Source organism: Streptomyces sp. NBC_01546 (assembly GCF_045208355.1).
GTDB lineage: Bacteria > Actinomycetota > Actinomycetes > Streptomycetales > Streptomycetaceae > Streptomyces.
The window spans coordinates 1-17552 of sequence record NZ_CP109380.1; the positions used below are offsets into that span (position 1 = coordinate 1).

At 69.5% G+C, this 17552-nt stretch carries 13 protein-coding genes; 5 read left to right on the top strand and 8 right to left on the bottom strand.

Annotated features, from left to right (window positions below; genetic code table 11):
• Positions 1-596: 596 nt before the first annotated feature.
• On the bottom strand, positions 597-1439 hold the full coding sequence (locus OHA89_RS39115) for a hypothetical protein (protein WP_331761640.1): 843 nt from the start codon (positions 1437-1439) through the stop codon (positions 597-599).
• A gap of 596 nt (positions 1440-2035) precedes the next feature.
• Here OHA89_RS39115 and OHA89_RS39120 point away from each other — a divergent pair.
• Complete coding sequence (locus OHA89_RS39120) at positions 2036-2566, top strand: hypothetical protein (RefSeq protein WP_266617151.1); 531 nt, start codon at positions 2036-2038, stop codon at positions 2564-2566.
• A 146-nt stretch (positions 2567-2712) separates the two neighbouring features.
• On the opposite strand, the gene OHA89_RS39125 is transcribed toward OHA89_RS39120, so the two are convergent.
• On the bottom strand, positions 2713-5112 hold the full coding sequence (locus OHA89_RS39125) for a UvrD-helicase domain-containing protein (protein ID WP_331761642.1): 2400 nt from the start codon (positions 5110-5112) through the stop codon (positions 2713-2715).
• An 840-nt stretch (positions 5113-5952) separates the two neighbouring features.
• On the opposite strand from OHA89_RS39125, the gene OHA89_RS39130 reads away from it, so the two are divergent.
• The 3 genes from OHA89_RS39130 (at position 5953) to OHA89_RS39140 (ending at position 9125) form a co-directional block, all read left to right on the top strand.
• On the top strand, positions 5953-6975 hold the full coding sequence (locus OHA89_RS39130; protein ID WP_331761643.1) for a bifunctional DNA primase/polymerase: 1023 nt from the start codon (positions 5953-5955) through the stop codon (positions 6973-6975).
• Positions 6972-8567 (top strand): phage/plasmid primase, P4 family, encoded by a 1596-nt coding sequence (locus OHA89_RS39135; RefSeq protein ID WP_331761644.1) that lies wholly within the window; start codon positions 6972-6974, stop codon positions 8565-8567. The genes OHA89_RS39130 and OHA89_RS39135 overlap by 4 nt, the downstream gene beginning before the upstream one ends.
• A gap of 180 nt (positions 8568-8747) precedes the next feature.
• Positions 8748-9125: a DUF6009 family protein gene (locus OHA89_RS39140; protein WP_257559655.1), complete on the top strand. Its 378-nt coding sequence runs from the start codon at positions 8748-8750 to the stop codon at positions 9123-9125.
• A gap of 153 nt (positions 9126-9278) precedes the next feature.
• Here OHA89_RS39140 and tpg read toward each other — a convergent pair whose 3' ends face one another.
• From tpg to OHA89_RS39170, 6 genes are all read right to left on the bottom strand, one after another.
• Positions 9279-9833: a telomere-protecting terminal protein Tpg gene (tpg, locus tag OHA89_RS39145; protein ID WP_266617156.1), complete on the bottom strand. Its 555-nt coding sequence runs from the start codon at positions 9831-9833 to the stop codon at positions 9279-9281.
• 3 nt (positions 9834-9836) lie between these two features.
• The gene (gene tap, locus OHA89_RS39150; RefSeq protein WP_331761645.1) at positions 9837-12020 is read right to left on the bottom strand and encodes a telomere-associated protein Tap; all 2184 of its coding nucleotides are present in this window, start codon (positions 12018-12020) and stop codon (positions 9837-9839) included.
• Between the two features lie 131 nt (positions 12021-12151).
• A complete protein-coding gene (locus tag OHA89_RS39155) occupies positions 12152-13090 on the bottom strand; it encodes a ParB/RepB/Spo0J family partition protein (protein WP_331761646.1) in 939 nt (312 codons plus the stop codon).
• Complete coding sequence (locus tag OHA89_RS39160; protein ID WP_257559659.1) at positions 13087-14343, bottom strand: ParA family protein; 1257 nt, start codon at positions 14341-14343, stop codon at positions 13087-13089. Before OHA89_RS39160 ends, OHA89_RS39155 begins: the two co-directional genes overlap by 4 nt.
• A gap of 170 nt (positions 14344-14513) precedes the next feature.
• On the bottom strand, positions 14514-15164 hold the full coding sequence (locus tag OHA89_RS39165; protein ID WP_266617159.1) for a ScbR family autoregulator-binding transcription factor: 651 nt from the start codon (positions 15162-15164) through the stop codon (positions 14514-14516).
• 196 nt (positions 15165-15360) lie between these two features.
• Positions 15361-16701 (bottom strand): FAD-dependent monooxygenase, encoded by a 1341-nt coding sequence (locus tag OHA89_RS39170; RefSeq protein ID WP_331761647.1) that lies wholly within the window; start codon positions 16699-16701, stop codon positions 15361-15363.
• A gap of 91 nt (positions 16702-16792) precedes the next feature.
• On the opposite strand from OHA89_RS39170, the gene OHA89_RS39175 reads away from it, so the two are divergent.
• A complete protein-coding gene (locus OHA89_RS39175) occupies positions 16793-17551 on the top strand; it encodes a TetR/AcrR family transcriptional regulator (RefSeq protein WP_266617161.1) in 759 nt (252 codons plus the stop codon).
• The last annotated feature ends 1 nt before the right edge of the window (position 17552 follow it).

Sequence of the window (17552 nt, forward strand, 5' to 3'; positions counted from 1 at the left end):
GCAGGTCTCAGCGCTGCGCGCTGAGGAGAGAACGGCCTCGCTCCGCTCGGCCGTCCCGCCGTCGGCGGGAGGGCCCTCCGCTTCGCTTGGGCCCCGCAGCGCTACGCGCTGCGCCAACGAACCGCCTCGCTTCGCTCGGCTCTGGGCCGGCTTCGCCGAGCCAGAGCCGGCCCTTCGGGCCGGAGTCCGCGCTTCGCTGCGGATGGTTCGGGTTCCGCTTCGCTCCACCCGAACTCATGCCCGCCCTGCGGGCATGAGTTCGGCATCTCAACGCTGCGCGTTGAAAAGAGAACCGCCTCGCTTCGTGGGCCGGAGCCGGCCCTTCGGTCGGTGTCCTTGGCTTCGCTTCGCACTGGTTCCGGTTTTGCTGCGCTCCACCTGAACTGCTCCCTCGCTTCGCTTGGGCGATGACCAGGCCTACGACCTGTTCAAAGTGTCCGCTTCGCTCTCACCCTTGTCCTTACGGCTCCGCCTCCAGGACCAGCCCGCTACGCGGCAGCTAGCAGTGGAGCAGGGTGGGGTGCCCGAGCCCGAGTCTGCCTGCGAGGAATGGGGAACAAGGGTGCTGTCCGCTGCGCCACGGAGCCAACCGTCTCCTAGGGTCGTTCAAAGGCCTGGAGTACGCCGCCGAGTGAGAAGCACAGTGCGCCGGACAGTGTTCCCCAGTTGGCGATGTCGGTGTTGACCAGACTTCCGGTGGCGGGCCGGGTGAACGCGGCGAGTGCCGAAACCATGAAGAGCACCGACCCGAGTTGATTGACGGCGACGACCCACCAGCCGAGGCTGCGCGAGTGGACGCAGGGCCGGGACCGATGGCAGATCTCGGCGAACGCGAGATGCCCCGAAACCAGGAACAGCACGCATCCGATCACGTCGGGAGTCCAGATCAGCCTGTTGGTCTGCTGGACGGTGAGCCCCTGCAGGAAGGAGTCCAACAGGTTGACGCCGAATACGAGCGTTCCTACGAACAGCACAAACGTGCTCAGCCAGTCCAAGCGCATCGGCTCGTACCCCCACCACCTCCAATCGGCCGTGACCAGTGAACCGCCCCCTTGGGAGTGGCGGGGCGCGTTCAGCACCTGCAAGAGCGAGGTGTAACCCCCGGTGTTGAAGAACAGTCCGCCTGCGAAGTAGATCGCGGCACTCTCGACCGCGTCGCCCGAGCCGAACTGGGCGACGGCTGCGCCGAGGGCGAAGAGTGCTCCGCCGATGACGAACGCGCTCGAGGCGACGGTGTTGAGCCTTCGAAGGCGACCCAGAGCCTTGGCATCGGTACTCGGGGACATGGTGACCATGCCTCCCGGACCGCGGACCGACAGCGCCCCACGCCTGCGCGCGAGCCGCGACTCCCAGACCACCGTTTCCCCTTCAGGCCGGTGCCAGGTGAGCCGGGTCGTGAACGGTCCTGCACCATCGGCGCGCTGCTCAGGCTGTCCCACGGCCCGAGCCTAGTCCCGTGTGCAGTGCCCGATGGGCAATGAAACACACCACTCCTCCCCTGTGCGTTCACGGCGTCCGCAATCTCCTCGTGCGGGTCCCGGCCGAGCCGGGAGGCCCCGCCGCCGACCGCCTGTGGCGCAGCAGAACACCGGGATCATGATTCATTTTGGATTACTGATAGAAATGGGAATTCCAGGGACGCCCTCCCCCGGGTGGGGGGCTCGGTCGTGCCTGTCGACGAGCAGTGAAACTGCGTACTGCTCAACCAGCCTGCGCGATCGAACGCAGACCGGATTGGGGAAGTAGTGTCCCTGACTATCCGTCATGAGCTGGCTTACCGATAAGGGCCTGTGACGACAGGAGTGTTTCGTTGAACTCATAAGCGAGGAGGCGTAGCAGCGGCTGCTCCCCACTCCGGTTGGTGCAGCCACCGGGGGGCGTCAGGAGCCGTCGTCATCCGCTGACATCCAACAGCTGCCCCACACCACCCACTCACACCGATCCGTGTCCTGGTTCGGTCACCGATGTCTGGCTGCGCGGCATAAACTGACGGTATGGCCGAATGATGCTCGCGCAGTCCGCATAACGTGGCGACATGCTGAGGGAATTCCTGCAGGTGGGCGCTTTCGTGGCCGTCCTCTGGTGCTTCGTTGCGGCCGTCAGACGCGCGGCCCGCGGCGACCGGTGGGCGCTCTGGACCCTGCTGCTGGCCGTCCTGACCGGCGTGCACTACCTAGTGGGGCTGACCCACCTCCTGGTCCTGGACATCCGCGAGATGTGCGAGCTCACCCTGCACACGAGCTTCGACCCCGACGAACACGTCGAGACGCTGCTCCCGCTGTCGAAAACCTGCAACGCCGATAGCGAGCTGGTCCCGGCCTACGTGAACCCGGTCCTCGCCGTCCTCGCGTTCGCAACCCTGGCAGCCGGGGCCGGAACCGTCACACGCGCAGTCCGCACACCGTCATGGACGCGGGAAATGTGGACCGGGGGTTCACCAGCGAAGCGCGGTGATGCTGCTTTTCAGGAGGTGGGGGCGCGGCGGATCGTGGGGACGGGGGCCTGGGTGAGGAAGTCGAGGATCAGGCGGTTGACCAGATCGGGCATCTCCTGGGTGAGGAAGTAGGAGGACCTCGCCGTAGGCGGGGCCGAGGAAGTGTGCAGACGGCTGGCTCGAAGGTGACCGTGCTGGTGTCGCATCCCGGCACCCGGGATACCGGACGTCGTCGGCTGCCCGGTCGGGGCGTCGGCGTGGGCGTGTGAGGTGCCTGGTCATCGAGTGCGGCGGGCCGCGGTGTGGAGGTGGTGGCGGAGGTCGGCGCGGAGTTGTGGGAGGGGAGTGGTGGCGCCGAGGCGGCGGAGGAAGTCGGGGGTCTGCCAGGTGATCAGGCCGCCTTGGCGTGAGAGGTACAGGCCTACTCGGGTGATGCCGAACTGGTCGTCGTAGTCCAGGAGGAGGTAGCCGGCCAGCTGGTGGATCTCCTCGCGGCCCAGGCGGCGTGGGTCCTTGGTTGCTTTGCAGTCCAGCAGGCAGCCGCCCAGGATGAAGTCGGCGTCGGCTCCGCCGATGTCGGTGCTGCCGGTGAAGATCGGGCCGCACACGCGGGAGGTGGGGGGCAGGGCGCGGAAGGGGGCGAAGGGGGTTCGTGCGAGGCGCATCTGCTGGTCGATGTCGTCGATGACGTATGGGGGGACTCTTGTGGTGAGGGTGTCCAGGGATGTGCTGGGCGTGGCCGGATTGAGCAGGCTGAAGCGGCGGATCTCTCCGGTGCGGGCGATGTCCTCGAAGAAGCCGGCGACGAAGCAGAGGCGGGTGAGGGCTGCGTCGTCCAGGGTGCCGGGGTGGGCCAGGTGGGCGTCCACGGTGGCCAGCAGCTGCTCTCCTGCCGTGTGGAGGGCCTTGCGGGGTTCGTCGTCGGCTGCTCCGCGCAGCGGCCTGGTGCCCTCGAGGAGCCTGACGCCCGCGTCGACGGCGGGTCCGAGCCGGCCGCCGAGATGCAGACGGATCCGGTAGTCGATGGCGTGTCCGAGGGCGGACCAGTTGGGGTGTTGCACGTCGATCGGCTGGACGGGGTGCGGGAGTTTCGCGATGTGGGTTTGGCAGTCGCGGATCAGGCTCTGGGTGTGGGGGAGGTGGGTGGCAATGAATCGGGAGATCGGTGAGGAGTCGTATTTGAGTTGTGTGGTGAGGCTCAACTCGATCAGGGGGCGGCCTGCAACGGTGCCGTCGCGGGCCGGGGTGTTCATCGTGGTTTCGTATCCGTCGATCCAGCTGATGCCTTCGGTGTCCAGCAGGTGGCCGGCGCGGGTGACCGCGACGTAGATCAGGCGGGCCTCGCTCGGGTTCAGCGGGCGCTGGAGGCCGTGGTCGTCGACTGCCGGCGCCAGGAAGCCCTTTCCGATGCGCACCGAAGCCCACTCACGGCCCTTGGCCTTGTGCGCGGTGGAGACGGTGACGGTCGCTTTCTCCTCGGGGGAGAGCCGGTTCACCGCTTCGATGATCTGGTCCGGTCCGTAGGTGTCGACCAGTTGCACGATCGCTTTCAGGTCCTGCCCGGCCTTGTCCTGCTCGGTGTACTCCTGGACCTCGCCCCATGAGGAGAACAGGAACAGCTCGGGGTGGCTGGTGCGCCGGCCTGCCTTCAGCTCCAGGGCGGCCGTGGCGGTGCGCTGCAGCGCGCTGCCGCCGCCGGTCAGTGCGACCGGGATGCCGCGGTCCAGGTAGGCCAGGACTTCGCTCATCGCGTCCATGTTGCCCCGGCACAGCACCGCCTGCGGGTGGGCCACCGAGCCCACGAGGGAGTCGGAGCCGTGGCCGGTCAGTCGCATTTCAGACCCGGCGTGCCCCAGCCACCGGTTGGCCACCTCGGCGATGGCGGGGCCGAAGCGGAAGGACTTGGTCAGGTGCAGTTGCTCGGCCGGGAAGCCGGTCATCACGTCGCGCGCGTTGCGCCAGCCGTAGATCTGCTGGGCCGGATCCCCGACGCATACCCGCTGCGCGTCTTGGGCGAGGAAGACCTCTTCCAGGACCGGGTTGGTGTCCTGGGCCTCGTCCAGCAGGACGAAGTCGGCCCCGAGCCTGGGTTCGGCCATCGCCCATAACTTCATGTAGTGGTCGTGCTCGAACCGCAGTTCCCCGCGGGGAGAGCAGATGTCCTCCCATGCCCGGTGCGCGTACGGCAGGAGTGTGCGCGCCACGTACTCCTGGCCCGGGTCGTCCAGGCCGTTGATCGGGTCCATGTGGCGGGCCATGACCGTGCGGTCGGTGGTGTGGCAGAACTTGCGGATCATGCCCATCACCAGGCGTGCCTGATGGGGGACCTTGATGGTGCGGGAGCTGACGTGGAGGTCGCGGGTGATGCCGAGCAGACGGGCGGTGTGCTTGGCGGGGATGCGCGCGGAGGCGTTCAGCCGCTCTCGGTAGAGGTAGCCGACGGCCCTGAAGGCGAGGGAGTGCGCGGTGCGGCATTCGACGTTGTTCCCGAAGCGCCTGCGGGCGTCGTCGGCGATCGCGCGGTTGAATGCGACGTAGAGTCCCCGTTTCTTGCGGGTGGCCTCGCCCATGAGGATCAAGGTGGACGTCTTGCCTGTTCCCGCACCTGCGACGAGCGCCAGGTCCTGGCCCGCGGTGAACGCCTCGCGGGCTGCGCTCTGCTCCTTCGTCGGCTCCATGGCCCCCGAGACTGCCCCGGCCCGGCCGTGAGTACCCGTCCTCCTCCGCTGCCGTTCAGTCCCTGCCCGCTTTTCGTGACTCCGCCCCCTCCCTCGGTACTCCCTTCCCCGACTAGGGGCTGAAGCCCGGTTCGGACCCTTCGGTCCCTGTCCCTTCAGTCACTGCATAAACCTGCAGGTCAGGCGGCTGGACCCGGTTCGTCAGGGACTGAAGGGACTCAACTTCGCAGTTATAAGCCACATATGCATATACAAGATCCTTCCTACGCCCGCGCATACACGCACACACGTAAAGGCTGGAAGTAGTGATTCTGAGTCCCTTCAGTCCCTGGGATTTAGGCTAAAGGGCTGTGACCTGCATGTTTGTCGAGGGACTGAAGAGGGAGGGACTGAACGAGGGTCTGGGGGGTTCAGTACCTGAGGACACTGTGGGGGTGCGGACCGGTCGGCGGGTGAGGGGTGAGTGACTGGTGGGGGGTTCGAGGGGCTGATGCTTGGCAGGCGGCTGGGTGAGGCGGGGGTAAAAAACGGCTGTGGCAGGCCGCGACACGCCCGGGCGTGTACTGGGGCGTAAGAGAGAACCTTTCCGGACGTACCGGGGTAGAACTTCAGGGACTGAGGGACTGAAGGGACTGAACTCTCGATACTGCGGAGATCCAGCCCGAGGCGTCGCGGTCTCTGCGGTAATCTCCGAGATAGTGAATCTTCAGTCCCTCTGGTCCCTGAGATGCAGGGTGCCGGGACAGGAGGAACCGTCCCTAACCGCGCGTCAAGGAAGAGCCAGTGCCCGTCTATTCCGAGCATCCGTCACGAGGTGTGAGTGGCGGGACGGCACTGGACGTGGCGACCTGGATGGCCTTGCGCGGCTACCCGGTGCACCCTCTGGCCCCGGGGACCAAGATGCCGGCCCCGAACTGCCCCGACTGCCGAAGGAGCCAGCATTCCCCGCAGGAGTGCCCGTGCCATGCGCAGAGCCGTTGGTGCCACGGCTTCCACGCGGCCACCACGGACCTTCGTACGGTGCGGCAGTGGTGGCAGACCGAGCCAGGGTTCGGTATCGGGGTGTCCTGTGGCCCCGCGGGACTCGTGGTGATCGACGTCGACGCCCACGCGGCGACCCTGCCCGACCGGCAGCGGCTGCTGCCGGGCATCCCCATCGACGACCGTGTCGACCTGACCGGACTGCAGAGCGGATTCGACACCTTGGCGCTCCTGGCCGCGTACCGTTCCCGGCCCAACCCTTGCGAGGACACGGCGACCCTGCGCGTCCGTACGCCGTCCGGAGGGATGCACATCTGGTATCGGGTGCCCCATGACGGCCCGGGCTTCCGGTGTTCCAGCGGTTCGAGCTCCAAGGTGGCGCTCGCCTGGCAGGTCGACGTCCGTGCCATCGGCGGCTACATCGTGGCGCCCACGACGCGTACGGCCGCCGGGGTTTACGAGCCGTTGCCCGGAGCCCGGCTGCCTGCGGCCCTGCCGCTGTGGCTGAGCGCCGAGCTCTCCCGTACCGGGCACACCGTCGGAACAAACCCTGTGGCGCCCGTAGAGGCCCCTGTGGCGCGTCCGCAGGCGCGCAGGCCCCGGCAGGCCGGGCAGCGCGTGCTCGGCTCTCTCCTGGACGAAGTGCGGGCCTGCGGAGCCAGCCCCGAGGGAACGGCCTTCAGCGAGAAGCTCAACCGGGCTGCCTTCACAGCCGGGGGGCTGGTCGCCTCGGGCCACCTCACCGTCGGGGAGGGCCGGCAACTGCTCCTGGAAGCCGCGGACCACGCACGACCCCACCAGCCGCGCCGGAACGTCCTCATCGTCGAAGCAGGGCTACGAGCCGGAAGCGACCGACCGATCCACCCCAAGGAACGCCCATGAGCAGCGCCGGAAGCACGGGGTTCAACGCCCAGGCAGCGGCGGAACAGCTTGCCGCGTTCACGACCGAGACCGGCGCCGCCACCACCGTCACGCCCGGTCGGCGCCTGCCCGCTCAGCAGAGCGGAGTTCCGGCGGCTGCCGCCGCCGGCGAGTTCATCTCGTCCGGTCTGCTGCAGAACCTCACCGACCGGGGCAACGCCAAGCTGTTCGCCCACCTCCACCACAACCGGTTCCGGCATGTGGAGGGACTGGGCTGGTACGTGTGGGACGAGTACCGGTGGAAGCGCACCGGCGGGGAGAAGGCCGCGATCTGGGCCGCCGGTGACATGGCGGAGGACCTGCCCACCCACGATCCGCGTGGCCTCTTCACGGACCGGGAGCTGGCCAACCACCGCAAGCGCGCCATGTCCACCTCGGGTGTGAAGGCCATGCTCACCCAGGCCAAGGCATCGCCCGAACTCGCCTTGGACCCGGACACCCTGGACGGCGACAAGTACGCACTGTGCACGCCGGCCGGTGTCGTGGATCTGCGGACCGGCGATCTGCACAAGCCCGACCCCACCCGGGACCTGCACTCCCGCGCCACTCATCTGGCGCCCGAGGCCATGCCCACGCCGAGATTCCACCTGTTCCTTCACCAGACCTTCGGCGACGACGACAAGGGCAAGGAGATGATCAACTTTCTTCATCTCCTGCTCGGCTACTCCATCACCGGTGACGTCGGCGGCCAGGTCCTGCCGTTCCTCTACGGTGTCGGCGCCAACGGCAAGTCGGCGCTCCTCGACGTCGTCATCAAGATTCTCGGCGACTACGCGGACGTGGCTCCGCCGGGCTTCCTCATGGAGCGCGGCAAGTTCAACGAGCACTCCACCGAGCTGACCGAGCTCCATGGCCGGCGTCTGTTCGTCTGCAGCGAGCTCAAGCCGCACGACAAGTTTGACGAGGCCCGCGTCAAGCTTCTGACCGGTGGTGACCGGCTCAAGGCCCGGCGCATGCGGCAGGACTTCTTCAGCTTCGAGCCGACGCACAAGCTGTGGCTCCTGGGCAATCACCGGCCGGAGGTCGGCACCGGCGGGCACGCCTTCTGGCGCCGGATCCGGCTGATCCCCTTCGAGAAGGTCGTCCCCGACCACCGCAAGATCGACAACCTGGCGGAGGCACTCGTCCAGGAGGAGGGCCCGGGGATCCTCCACTGGATGATCCAGGGAGCCAAGGTCTATCTCGCGGCCAAGCCGGCCCTGACCGGGCCCAGCGTGGTCCGTACGGCCACCCAGGCGTACGCCACGACCGAAGACCACATCGGGCGGTTTCTCGCCGAATGCTGCACCACCGGGGTGGATCTGCCGGATCCTCGTGACCTCAAGGTCGAGCAGGGAGCCCTCTACCGCGCTTACAGTGCCTGGTGTCTCGACGGCGAGGGACTGCGTCCGGCGACCACCCGCGCGTTCGCCACACGCATCCGCGCCGAGGTCGGTGTCGCCTCGCCCAATGAGATGCTCCGTTCGAACGGGCAGAAGTTCTACCCCGGCCTGGCCCTCCTGGCAGACGAGGAACCGACCTCGCGTGACGCGAACAGGGCAAGCACGACCTGACTGGCCGACGTGTGCCGCCGCCCCGGGGCGGGCACGCCTACGATGGACAAGGACGATGAACAGACCCACCAGCCGGCTGTGGCCCGCAGGGCCCTGCCGCATACCGGCATCGGCGCCGTTCGCGGCGTGGAGGAACCAGGGGCCCGGAAGGGCCGACGTGAACGAGGAAGGACCCAGGCCATGAGCTCGCTACTGACAGCAAGCGATCTCGCCCACGAGGACAAAGTGGTGTGGCTGGAGGATCCCGAAGAGCTCGACTACGTGCGCCAGGCCCTGGACAAGACTCCCCGCCGCCGGGGAAAGCCGCGCTACCACCGTGACGGGCGCATGATCGGCTTCACCGAGCTCGGTGACACCGCGGAGGCGGACCCCGACAGCGGTCTGCAGAAGCGGCGCGTCTTCTACCTGTTGCCGCATGACCGGGATGCCGAGCCCCATGGCCTGTACCGGGAAGGCGCGCCGGGCGAGGCCGTCGACCCGCGCACGATCGAGCCCCGGCAGGTCGGCCGGAAGACCGAACGCTCACAGCGAGGGCTGTCCACGCCCACGGTTGCCTGATTCGGACTCTTCGGTCACTTCGGTCCCTCTGGTCCCTTGCACGCCGCTGGGCGCGGGGCACTGGACGGGTGGCCGAAGTGTTTGAAGGTAGTACTGAAATTCGGTCCCTTCAGTCCCTTCAGTCACTTGGGCTCAGGGGCTCAGGGGCGCGCGTCAGAAGGCGAAGTCGACGTAGTCGATGTCCGTGAACTCGACCAGGAGGCTCGTCGCGCGGGCGCCGTTGTCCTTGAAGTAGATCTCCTGGAGGGCTTCGGCCGCGATCTGGCGGAGTCGGGGTTCGGCGGCGCCGGCTTCCTGGGCGGCGAAGAGGCGGGCCGCGTACTCCGGGGGCAGGTGCTGGGTGATGCGGCGCATGCGGCCGTCGTCGGTGGTGCCGGGGGCCGCGGTGAAGCCGAAGCGGGCGCGGGTCTCGATGACCAGGCCCGTGGTGGTCGAGGCCCTGGCGCGGGCGCGCTTGCGGACCAGCGGCTGCCAGCGGTTGCGTACCTCGGTCTCCAGGCGGGCGGCGAGTTCCGGCTTGGGCTGCTTGATCTGGTTCTTGACGTAGCGCTCGACCGTGCGCTGGGAGATGCCGAGGGTGGCTGCCACGCTCTTGGTGCTCTTCAGTTGTTTGACCAGGAAGCGCATCTGGGCGCCCGCGGACTTGGGGATCGCGCGGGTGAAGTGCAGTGCGTCGGCCTTGGTCAGGCTGTCGGAGATGTCGGACATGGGTTACTCGCCGTCTGCCGCTGCGTCGTGGCCCTTGATGTGGCGGGCGGGGTTGAGGTGTTCGTCGAGCATCTGGACGGCCCAGAGCAGACTCTGGGTTCCCTCGTGCTTGACCATGCCGGGGCTGACGCCGAGGCGGAAGCCCCCGGGGAGGGGCTTGCCCTCGGGGGTGCGGGGGAGGAAGTCGAGGGGGCTGGGGCCGTCGGAGAGGTAGACGGCGCAGTCCGAGAGGACCGCGATGGGGTGCAGGCCCGCCGTGGCGGCCAGCTTGTTCATCTTGCGGTGCATGTTGACGCGGGCCGTGGCGATGACCGCGGCGCGGATGTCGGGGCGCCAGGTGGGGCGTTCGAGGGCGGGCCAGCGCTCGCCGGGGCGGTAGCCGGCGCCCTGGGGGCGTTCGCGGAGCTTGCCGATGCCGCCCTTGACAGTGGACTTGATCGCCGAGAGGACCGCCGCGGGGACGGGGCTGTGATGCTCGGTGCGGGCTGCCATCGCCTGGAGGAACGCGTCCTCGGTGAGGGCCGGGGTGATCCCGAGGTCCGCCATCGTGGCCATGTAGGCGTCGCGGAGACGGGTGTACCAGGCGTCGAGGTAGGGGCCGTGGTCGGGGCGGAGCCAGGCCTCGGTGGGGTGGACCTCGTGGCCGAGTTCCTGCGCGTAGGCGAGGGTCGGGGTGGCGTACCAGGCGGGGCCGGTCGGTGCCTTGCCGTGGGGGGTGAAGGGGCTCGGGAGCCGGGGGTCGAGGGGGAGGGAGGAGAGGTCGGCCAGCCAGCAGCCGGGGGTCTTCGGGTCGAAGCGCGGGCCCGTACGGTGCGTCGCGGGGCCCAGCCCGACGGTGAGGCGGTTCGCGGCCGCGGCGAAGGCCATGTTCACGTCGATGCCGACGGCGTGGGTGCGGGCGCACTCTGCGTCGGTGAGGAGCTCCGGGTCGCGGATCCAGTCGTACGCCTCCTCGTCGAGGACCTGGTCCGGGGTGCGCTGATGGGAGCGGGGGTAGAGGGCGGCGACCACCGGGTGCTCGTCGGGGGCTTCCGGGGGAGCGGGGTCGACGGGCTGGGTGAGGGAGCCGGCGACGGGGGCGGATTCCCAGGTGTTGGTCTCGGGGTTGCGGGCGGCGCGGGTGGGGGGACGCAGGGCCGTCATGAGTTCGAGGCCGGTGACGGCGGTGGAGCCGCGGGGGGTGAGGACGCGGGTGGCGTACGTGGTGAGGAGCGCGGCGAGTTCGGGGGCCGGGAGGTCGGCGGTGTCCTCGCCCCAGGCGCGGGGGTCGAGGGCGCCCCAGGGGAGGATCGCGAGCTGGACGCACTGGCGGCCGGTGGTGGGGGTGGCGGGGCGGTAGATGCGGGGCCAGGGGCCGAAGCCGCGGCGGGTGAGCTGCCACTTGGCCTTGGTGAGCTGGCGGATGACGGGGTGGTTGTCGGGGAGGCGGAGGGCGCGGCGGTCCTCGAGGGTGAGGGGGAGACCGAGCCGTTCCACGGCGGGGGCGGTGAGGACGAGGAGGGGGTCGCCGTCCTTGCCGTTGCGGTGGAGGCGGGGGGAGCGGAGGTTCGCCGCCGGACCGAGGGCCCAGGTGATGAGGGAGGGGAGATCCTTGGTGGGATGGTCGAGGACGAGGCCGCCGGTGGTGTGGGCATGGCCGGTGCCGTCCAGGACGGCCAGGGGGCCGTGGCCTGCCAGGGGTGTGGTGGGGGGTGTGGTGGGGGGCTTTGCCCCGGACCCCGGTGCGGGGGTGGGCCCGGCGCCTGGGGTGAGGGCCGGCGGGGGCGGCGTTGTGGCGGCCGCGCTGGTCGTGGGGGCTTGGGGCTGCGCCTCGGCGCTCGGTGCAGCGGGGGCTTCGGCGTTAACGGCGTTAACGGCGTTAACGCCGTTAAGGGGGGTGGGGGGTTGGGGGGTCACATCGTTAACGGCGTTAACGGCGTTAACGGCGTTAACGGGGTGGAGGGTGGAGAGGCCCTCCAGGAGGCGGGCGTAGGCCGCGCGTTTGGGGGGGCGGGGGGCGGTACGGCCGGTTTCCCAGGAGGTGACCGTTTCGCGGCGGACCAGCAGGGCCTTGGCGATCTGGTCCTGGCTCAGTCCGGCGGCTTCGCGGAGGCGCTTGCGCTCGTCCGGGTGCGGGAGCGGGTCCTGGGCGGCTTCCTCGAGCAGGGCGTCGACCGCTGCGAAGAGGCTCTCTTGTTCGTTCGGCATGGGTACCTCCGGGGGCAGCCTATGCGAATCGCACCGCTGAACGCACATGAAACACACGTGGGGGCGTTAACGGCGTTAATGCCGTCAGCGCCCCCGGCGTGGGTGGTGCCTTGTGCCCTCGGCTGCCCGGCTCAGATTCGCAGCATGAGGAGTTCCGTGACGGCCTTGAGGTCGTCCGGGGTGAGGTGCGCCGTGAGGGCGTCCGCGATCGTTTCCGGCGAGATCGTGGAGATCGTGATCCGGGGGGACGGGGCGGGTGTGGTGGAAGAGGAGGAAGGGGTTGAGGGGGCGGGTGGGGAGTTAACGGCGTTAACGGCGTTAACGCCGTTAACGGGCTGGGGAGTGCGTTGGCGGGGGGGATTGACCGTGTTGATCGTCTCGTCCGCGGCGGCCTCCTGGACCTCCTGGGGGAGGCGGCCGATGCGGCGGGCCGGTTCGACCTTCAGCTCGCCCGTCTCGACCTTCTCCTGGAGGCTGGGGGTGAGGTTCAGGAGGGTCAGGCGCTGGGAGACCCAGGCCGCCGTCTTGCCGAGGCGCTTGGCGACCTGGGCCTGGGAGCCGTGGACGTCGACGAGTTCCTGGAGGGCGCGGGCCTGGTCCATCGGGGCCACGTCCACGCGGTGGACGTTGGCGATCAGGGCCGATTCGAGGATGTCCGCAGCCGATGCGGACAGGGCGTCGTTCACGTGGATGTGCAGCGTCTTGAGGCCGGCCAGGTGGGCTGCCGCCAGGCGGCGGTTGCCGTCGATCACCACGTACGGGGCGCGGCCCAGGCCGTCGGTGGCGCCCGGGTGGGCCTCCATGAAGGCCATGCGGGTGGCGACGGCGAGGGGCTGCAGCTGGCCGCGGGCGATGAGGGACTGCGCCAGCTCGTCGAGTTCCGTGAGGTCTTCGCGGAGGTTGAAGGGGTTGTGGGCGAGTGCCTCGATGGGAACCTCGGACGGCGGGATCACACCGGAGGTGGGTGCGCCGGTGGCCTCCGCGATCGCCGCGCGGCGGGAGCTGACGCCGACCGGCTGAGCCCGGGCGAAGGATGCCGAGACTCCGAGTTTGTCGGCCTTGCTGCTCATGAGATCTCCCGGGCGAGGGCGCGCAAGGCGACCGCTTGGTCGCCCTTGGGGGCGTAGACGAAGAGGGGCTGCTTCACGCGGACGGCTTCGCGCTGTTCCTTGAGGTCGGGGACGATGGCGACGACCCGCGGATCCTTTATGTCCATCCAGGCCTGGAGGGAGGAGGTCGCGATGTAGCCGCGGCGGCCGTCGTAGAGATTGACGACGAGGCCGAGGTAGTCGATGTCGAGGCTGAGGTCGTCGCGCAGATCGTTGATCTGGGAGGTGAGGAGGTCGTAGGCGTCCGCCGAGGAGTCCTCCGCCTGTACGACGATCAGCGCGCCGGAGGCGCCCGGCTGTTCGGTGTCGCGGCGGCGCCCGTAGTAGATGGCGGCGTCCATGCTCAGGCCCAGGCTCGGGGGGCAGTCGACGAGGATGACGTCGTAGTCGGACTCGACGGGGGCCAGGGCGCGTTCGAGGGCGGCCTCGCGGGCGCGGACGGTGGAGAGGCGGACGTCGAGGAGGAAGGCGTCCGTGCAGGCGGGGAGGATGTGCAGCCGGTCGCCGAAGCGCTCGTCCGTGATGGGGACGATCAGGTCGGAGAGGGGGCCCTTGGCCTCGCCGGCCATGTGGCAGGTGAGGCTGTCGCCGCCGATCGGGAGCGGCTGCTGGCCGAGCTGCTTGGTGAGGTGGCCCTGCGGGTCGAAGTCGATCAGCAGCACGCGCATGCCCAGGCCCGGGAGGTCCTCCAGGTCCAGGATGGCGGAAGCCGGGTCCGGCTGCTGTTCCTCGTCCGCCGTGAGGCGGGCCAGTTGGCGGGCGATGCGGACCGGGTGGAGGGTCGAGGCGTCCTCGGCGAGGGCCTCGGCCGTGCCGGCGGTGATGGCGGTCTTGCCGACCCCGCCCTTCTGGTTGCACACGATGATGCGGCGTACGACGGAGGGCCGCTTGACCGTGGGGGCCGGGTTCATCTCCAGCCAGAGGCTGACGGCCTGGGCGAGTCCCTGGATGAGGGAGACACCACGGTGCTTGGAGTCGGTGCGGAAGGACTCCCACTGGCCGGCGGGCAGCCAGGTGGAGAACGATTCGGCGCCGGAGGTGTCGACGGGGGAGGGGGCGGAGGCGAGCGCGCTCCAGTGGCTGATCCCCTGGTGGACGGCGTCCTGGATGTCCACCCGCAGCTGGGCGGTGCGGATTTTCAACTCCTGGCGCAGCCACGGGGGAAGCTTGGAGACGACCTTCTCTCGGTCGCTCTGAGACGAGGGCGAAGTCATGAGGGGGACTTTACTAACGTTCAGGGGTGCGCGTGAGCGCCACGCTTGGGTTTTGCTAACGAAATGGCGCGCTTCTGGTTCCGGATGCGCGACAGGGCGGCCTCGCACACGCCGTAGCGAGCACCCCCGTGGTTCACCACGGCGTGTGCGAGGCCGCCCTGGAAACGCCGTCAGGCGGGCAGAGCGAGTTCGGCCCGGCACTCGGGCGAGCCCGACGGGTCGAACTGGGGGATCCGGTCCGCCGGCACGATGCCGGGGAGAAGCAGGTTCCACAGGTCGATGACCCGGGCGTGGAGGTCCTCGCGGCCGGTGCGGACGTGCGAGGTGACCTGGATGCCGGTGAACGAGCCGACCAGGAAGGTGGAGACGTCGTACACATTGAGCGACGGCAGTACGTCGCCGCGCTCCTGGGCCGGTGTCAGACAGTCGTGGCAGGTGTCGATCCAGTTGTCGTACGGGGCGGGCTCGGGGCGGGTGAAGGAGCCGAACTCGACCACCAGGCGGATGCCGGCGCGGATGCGGACGTTGGTGCGCAGTCCGAACGCCATCTGGTGGGTGAGGTCGATGATCGTCTGGAGCCCGGGGTTCTCGATGGCGGGGACGTCCTGGGAGACGACCTGGAACTGCTCGTCCATCAGGGTGCGGGCGAGTGCTTCCTTGGACTGGAAGTGGAAGTACAGGGCGCCCTTGGTGACCCCGGCGTGCCGGACGACGTCGCTGAGGCTGGTGCCGTCGAAGCCGGAGTGGTCGAAGGCGATGGCCGCGCCGTCCAGGATGGCCTGCCGGGTGATCTCGGCCCGTTCCTGCCTGGCCCTTGCCACGTACGCGTCTCCCGATCGGTTGGTGCGCGGGAGTGGATCCCACAGGGGTCAATCTAGTCGTGCAACGGCAAAGAAAACCAGTCGACAGGTACTTTTTAGAGGGAGGGGAGGGGGATTTGATGGAGTGTGAGAGGTTTTGGGGCGCAACTTTTCGATGGGTGGCGGGGGCGTGGAGGCGTTAACGGCGTTAACGCCGTTAAGGGTGCCGAGCTCTCCGCTCGCCGTTAACGGCGTTAACGGCGTTAAGGGCGTTAAGGGTCAGGCGGTCAGGCTCTGTGGTTCCGGCGCCATCGAGGGAGGTCGGGTAGTGGGGGAGGGGGAGGGTCGTCGCGTCCGCCCCGGCCTTCAGCATCCAGTCGAGGATGCGGCGCCGACTGAGCAGGCCGTTGCGCAGGCGCAGGCCGAGCCCGGTCGCCGGGGCGAGGAAGGGGCCCGTACGGTCACCGCTCTTCTGGCAGCCCTGGGCGTAGGTGCGGAGCAGGGACTCGTAGCGGGCGAAGGCGGCCCGGTGGTCCTCGGGCGACCGGGAGAGCTCGCCCGCCAGGACGTAGGCGGCCACGATGCCGGTGCCGGTACCCATGCCGCCGATGGTCGCGCCGCAGGCGGCGTCGCCGACGAGGGCGATCCGGCCGCTGGACCAGGCGGGGACGTCGGCGCGGCTGATCGAGTCGAAGTAGAGGTCGTCGGCGGTGGTGAGTGAGGACAGGAGCTGGTCCACCTGCCAGGGCAGGCCCGTGAACGCCTGGCGGAGGAGGGCCTTCTGGGCCTCGGGGTCGTGACGGTCGTACGTGAGCTCCGGGGAGGCGAAGACGAAGAAGGCGCGGGCCCGGGTGGGGTCGGTGTGGTCGGCGCCGACGCTCGCCAGCCGGCCGGGGGCGTTGTAGCCGACGGAGCCGGCGCCGGGGCGGAGGCCCAGGCGGTGGTCGTTGGGGAGGCTCCAGGTGGCGGCGTAGTAGCCGAGGTGGGTGACGTGGTCGGCCTCCGGGCCGAAGGCGAGGCGGCGGACGTTGGAGTGCAGGCCGTCGGCGCCGATGACGAGGTCGAAGGTGCGGGGCGGGGAGCTGCGGAAGGTGACGTCCACGCCGGTGGGGGTCTCGGTGAGGGAGGTGATGGAGTCCCCGAAGACGTACTCGGTGAAGGGGAGGGAGGCCTCGTGGAGGACGCGTGAGAGGTCGCCGCGCAGGACTTCGATCTCCCCGCCCGCGAACTCGGCGGGGAGGTGGAGCAGCTGCTCGCCCTCGGCGTCGACGAACGTCATGGGGCTTCCGCCGGTCTGGAGGCGGCGGAGGTCTTCGAGGATGCCCATGCGGCTCAGGACGGAGAGGTGGGTCTCGCCGCGGAAGTCGACGGCCTGGCCGCCGGGGCGGAGGGCGGGGGCGAGTTCGACGACGGTGGGGCGGAAGCCGTGGCGGCCGAGCCAGTGGGCGAGGGCGGGGCCGGCGATGCTCGCGCCGGAGATGAGGACGGTGCGGGGCGCCTGCCGCGGGCTGTGCGGGTTGGGGCGGGGGGCCGGGTGGGGGTCGGGGTACTGGTCCATGGAGACTCCGTTGCGATAACTGTGTCCGGCGGACACTGAAGCGATACCGTGTACGGTAGACGCAGTTTTGGTGCGAGCGCAAGGGGATCCGATGACGGATGAGCAGTGGGGCGCGGCCGTGCGGTTGTTGTGGGGACCGCCGGCCAAGCCCGCGCGGGGGCCGAAGCGGGGACTCACGCTCGAGGGGATCGCCCGGGCGGGGGTCGGCATCGCCGACGCGGAGGGGCTGGGCGGCGTATCGATGCAGCGGGTGGCCGGAGAACTGGCGGTCACGAAGATGGCGTTGTACCGCTATGTGCCGGGGAAGGCCGAACTGGTGTCGCTGATGGTGGAGTCCGCCATCCCGGATCCGGGGGTGGTCGACACCGCCTGGGCGGAGGTGGCGGAGGCCGAGGGATGGCGGGGGCGGCTCCGGGTGTGGGCGCGGGAGTTGCTCGCCGGGTTCCGCGGGCATCCGTGGCTGCTGGAGGCGACGGTCGGGGCGCGCGTGATGGGGCCGCGGGAGCTGGGGTGGATGGAGCGGGCGCTCGCCGCGTTGGACGGGTGCGGGCTGACCGGGGCCGAGGCCATGGATGCGGTGGTGTTGCTGACCGGGCATGTGCGGGGGATTGCCGAGCAGGAGCGGGCGGCGGGGGGCGGGGCTGGGGCGGCGGGGCCTGATGCGCAGCTCGTGGCGGTGATGGGGGAGCTGATGCGGACGCACGGGGAGCAGTTCCCGGCGCTGGGGGCCGCGTTGGCCTCCGTGGCGGAGCACGGGGGGCAGGACCAGGCACTGGAGTTCGGGCTGGAGCGGATCCTGGACGGGTTGGGGTTGCTGGTGGCGCGGCGGGTGGGTGGGGCCGACCGTTAAC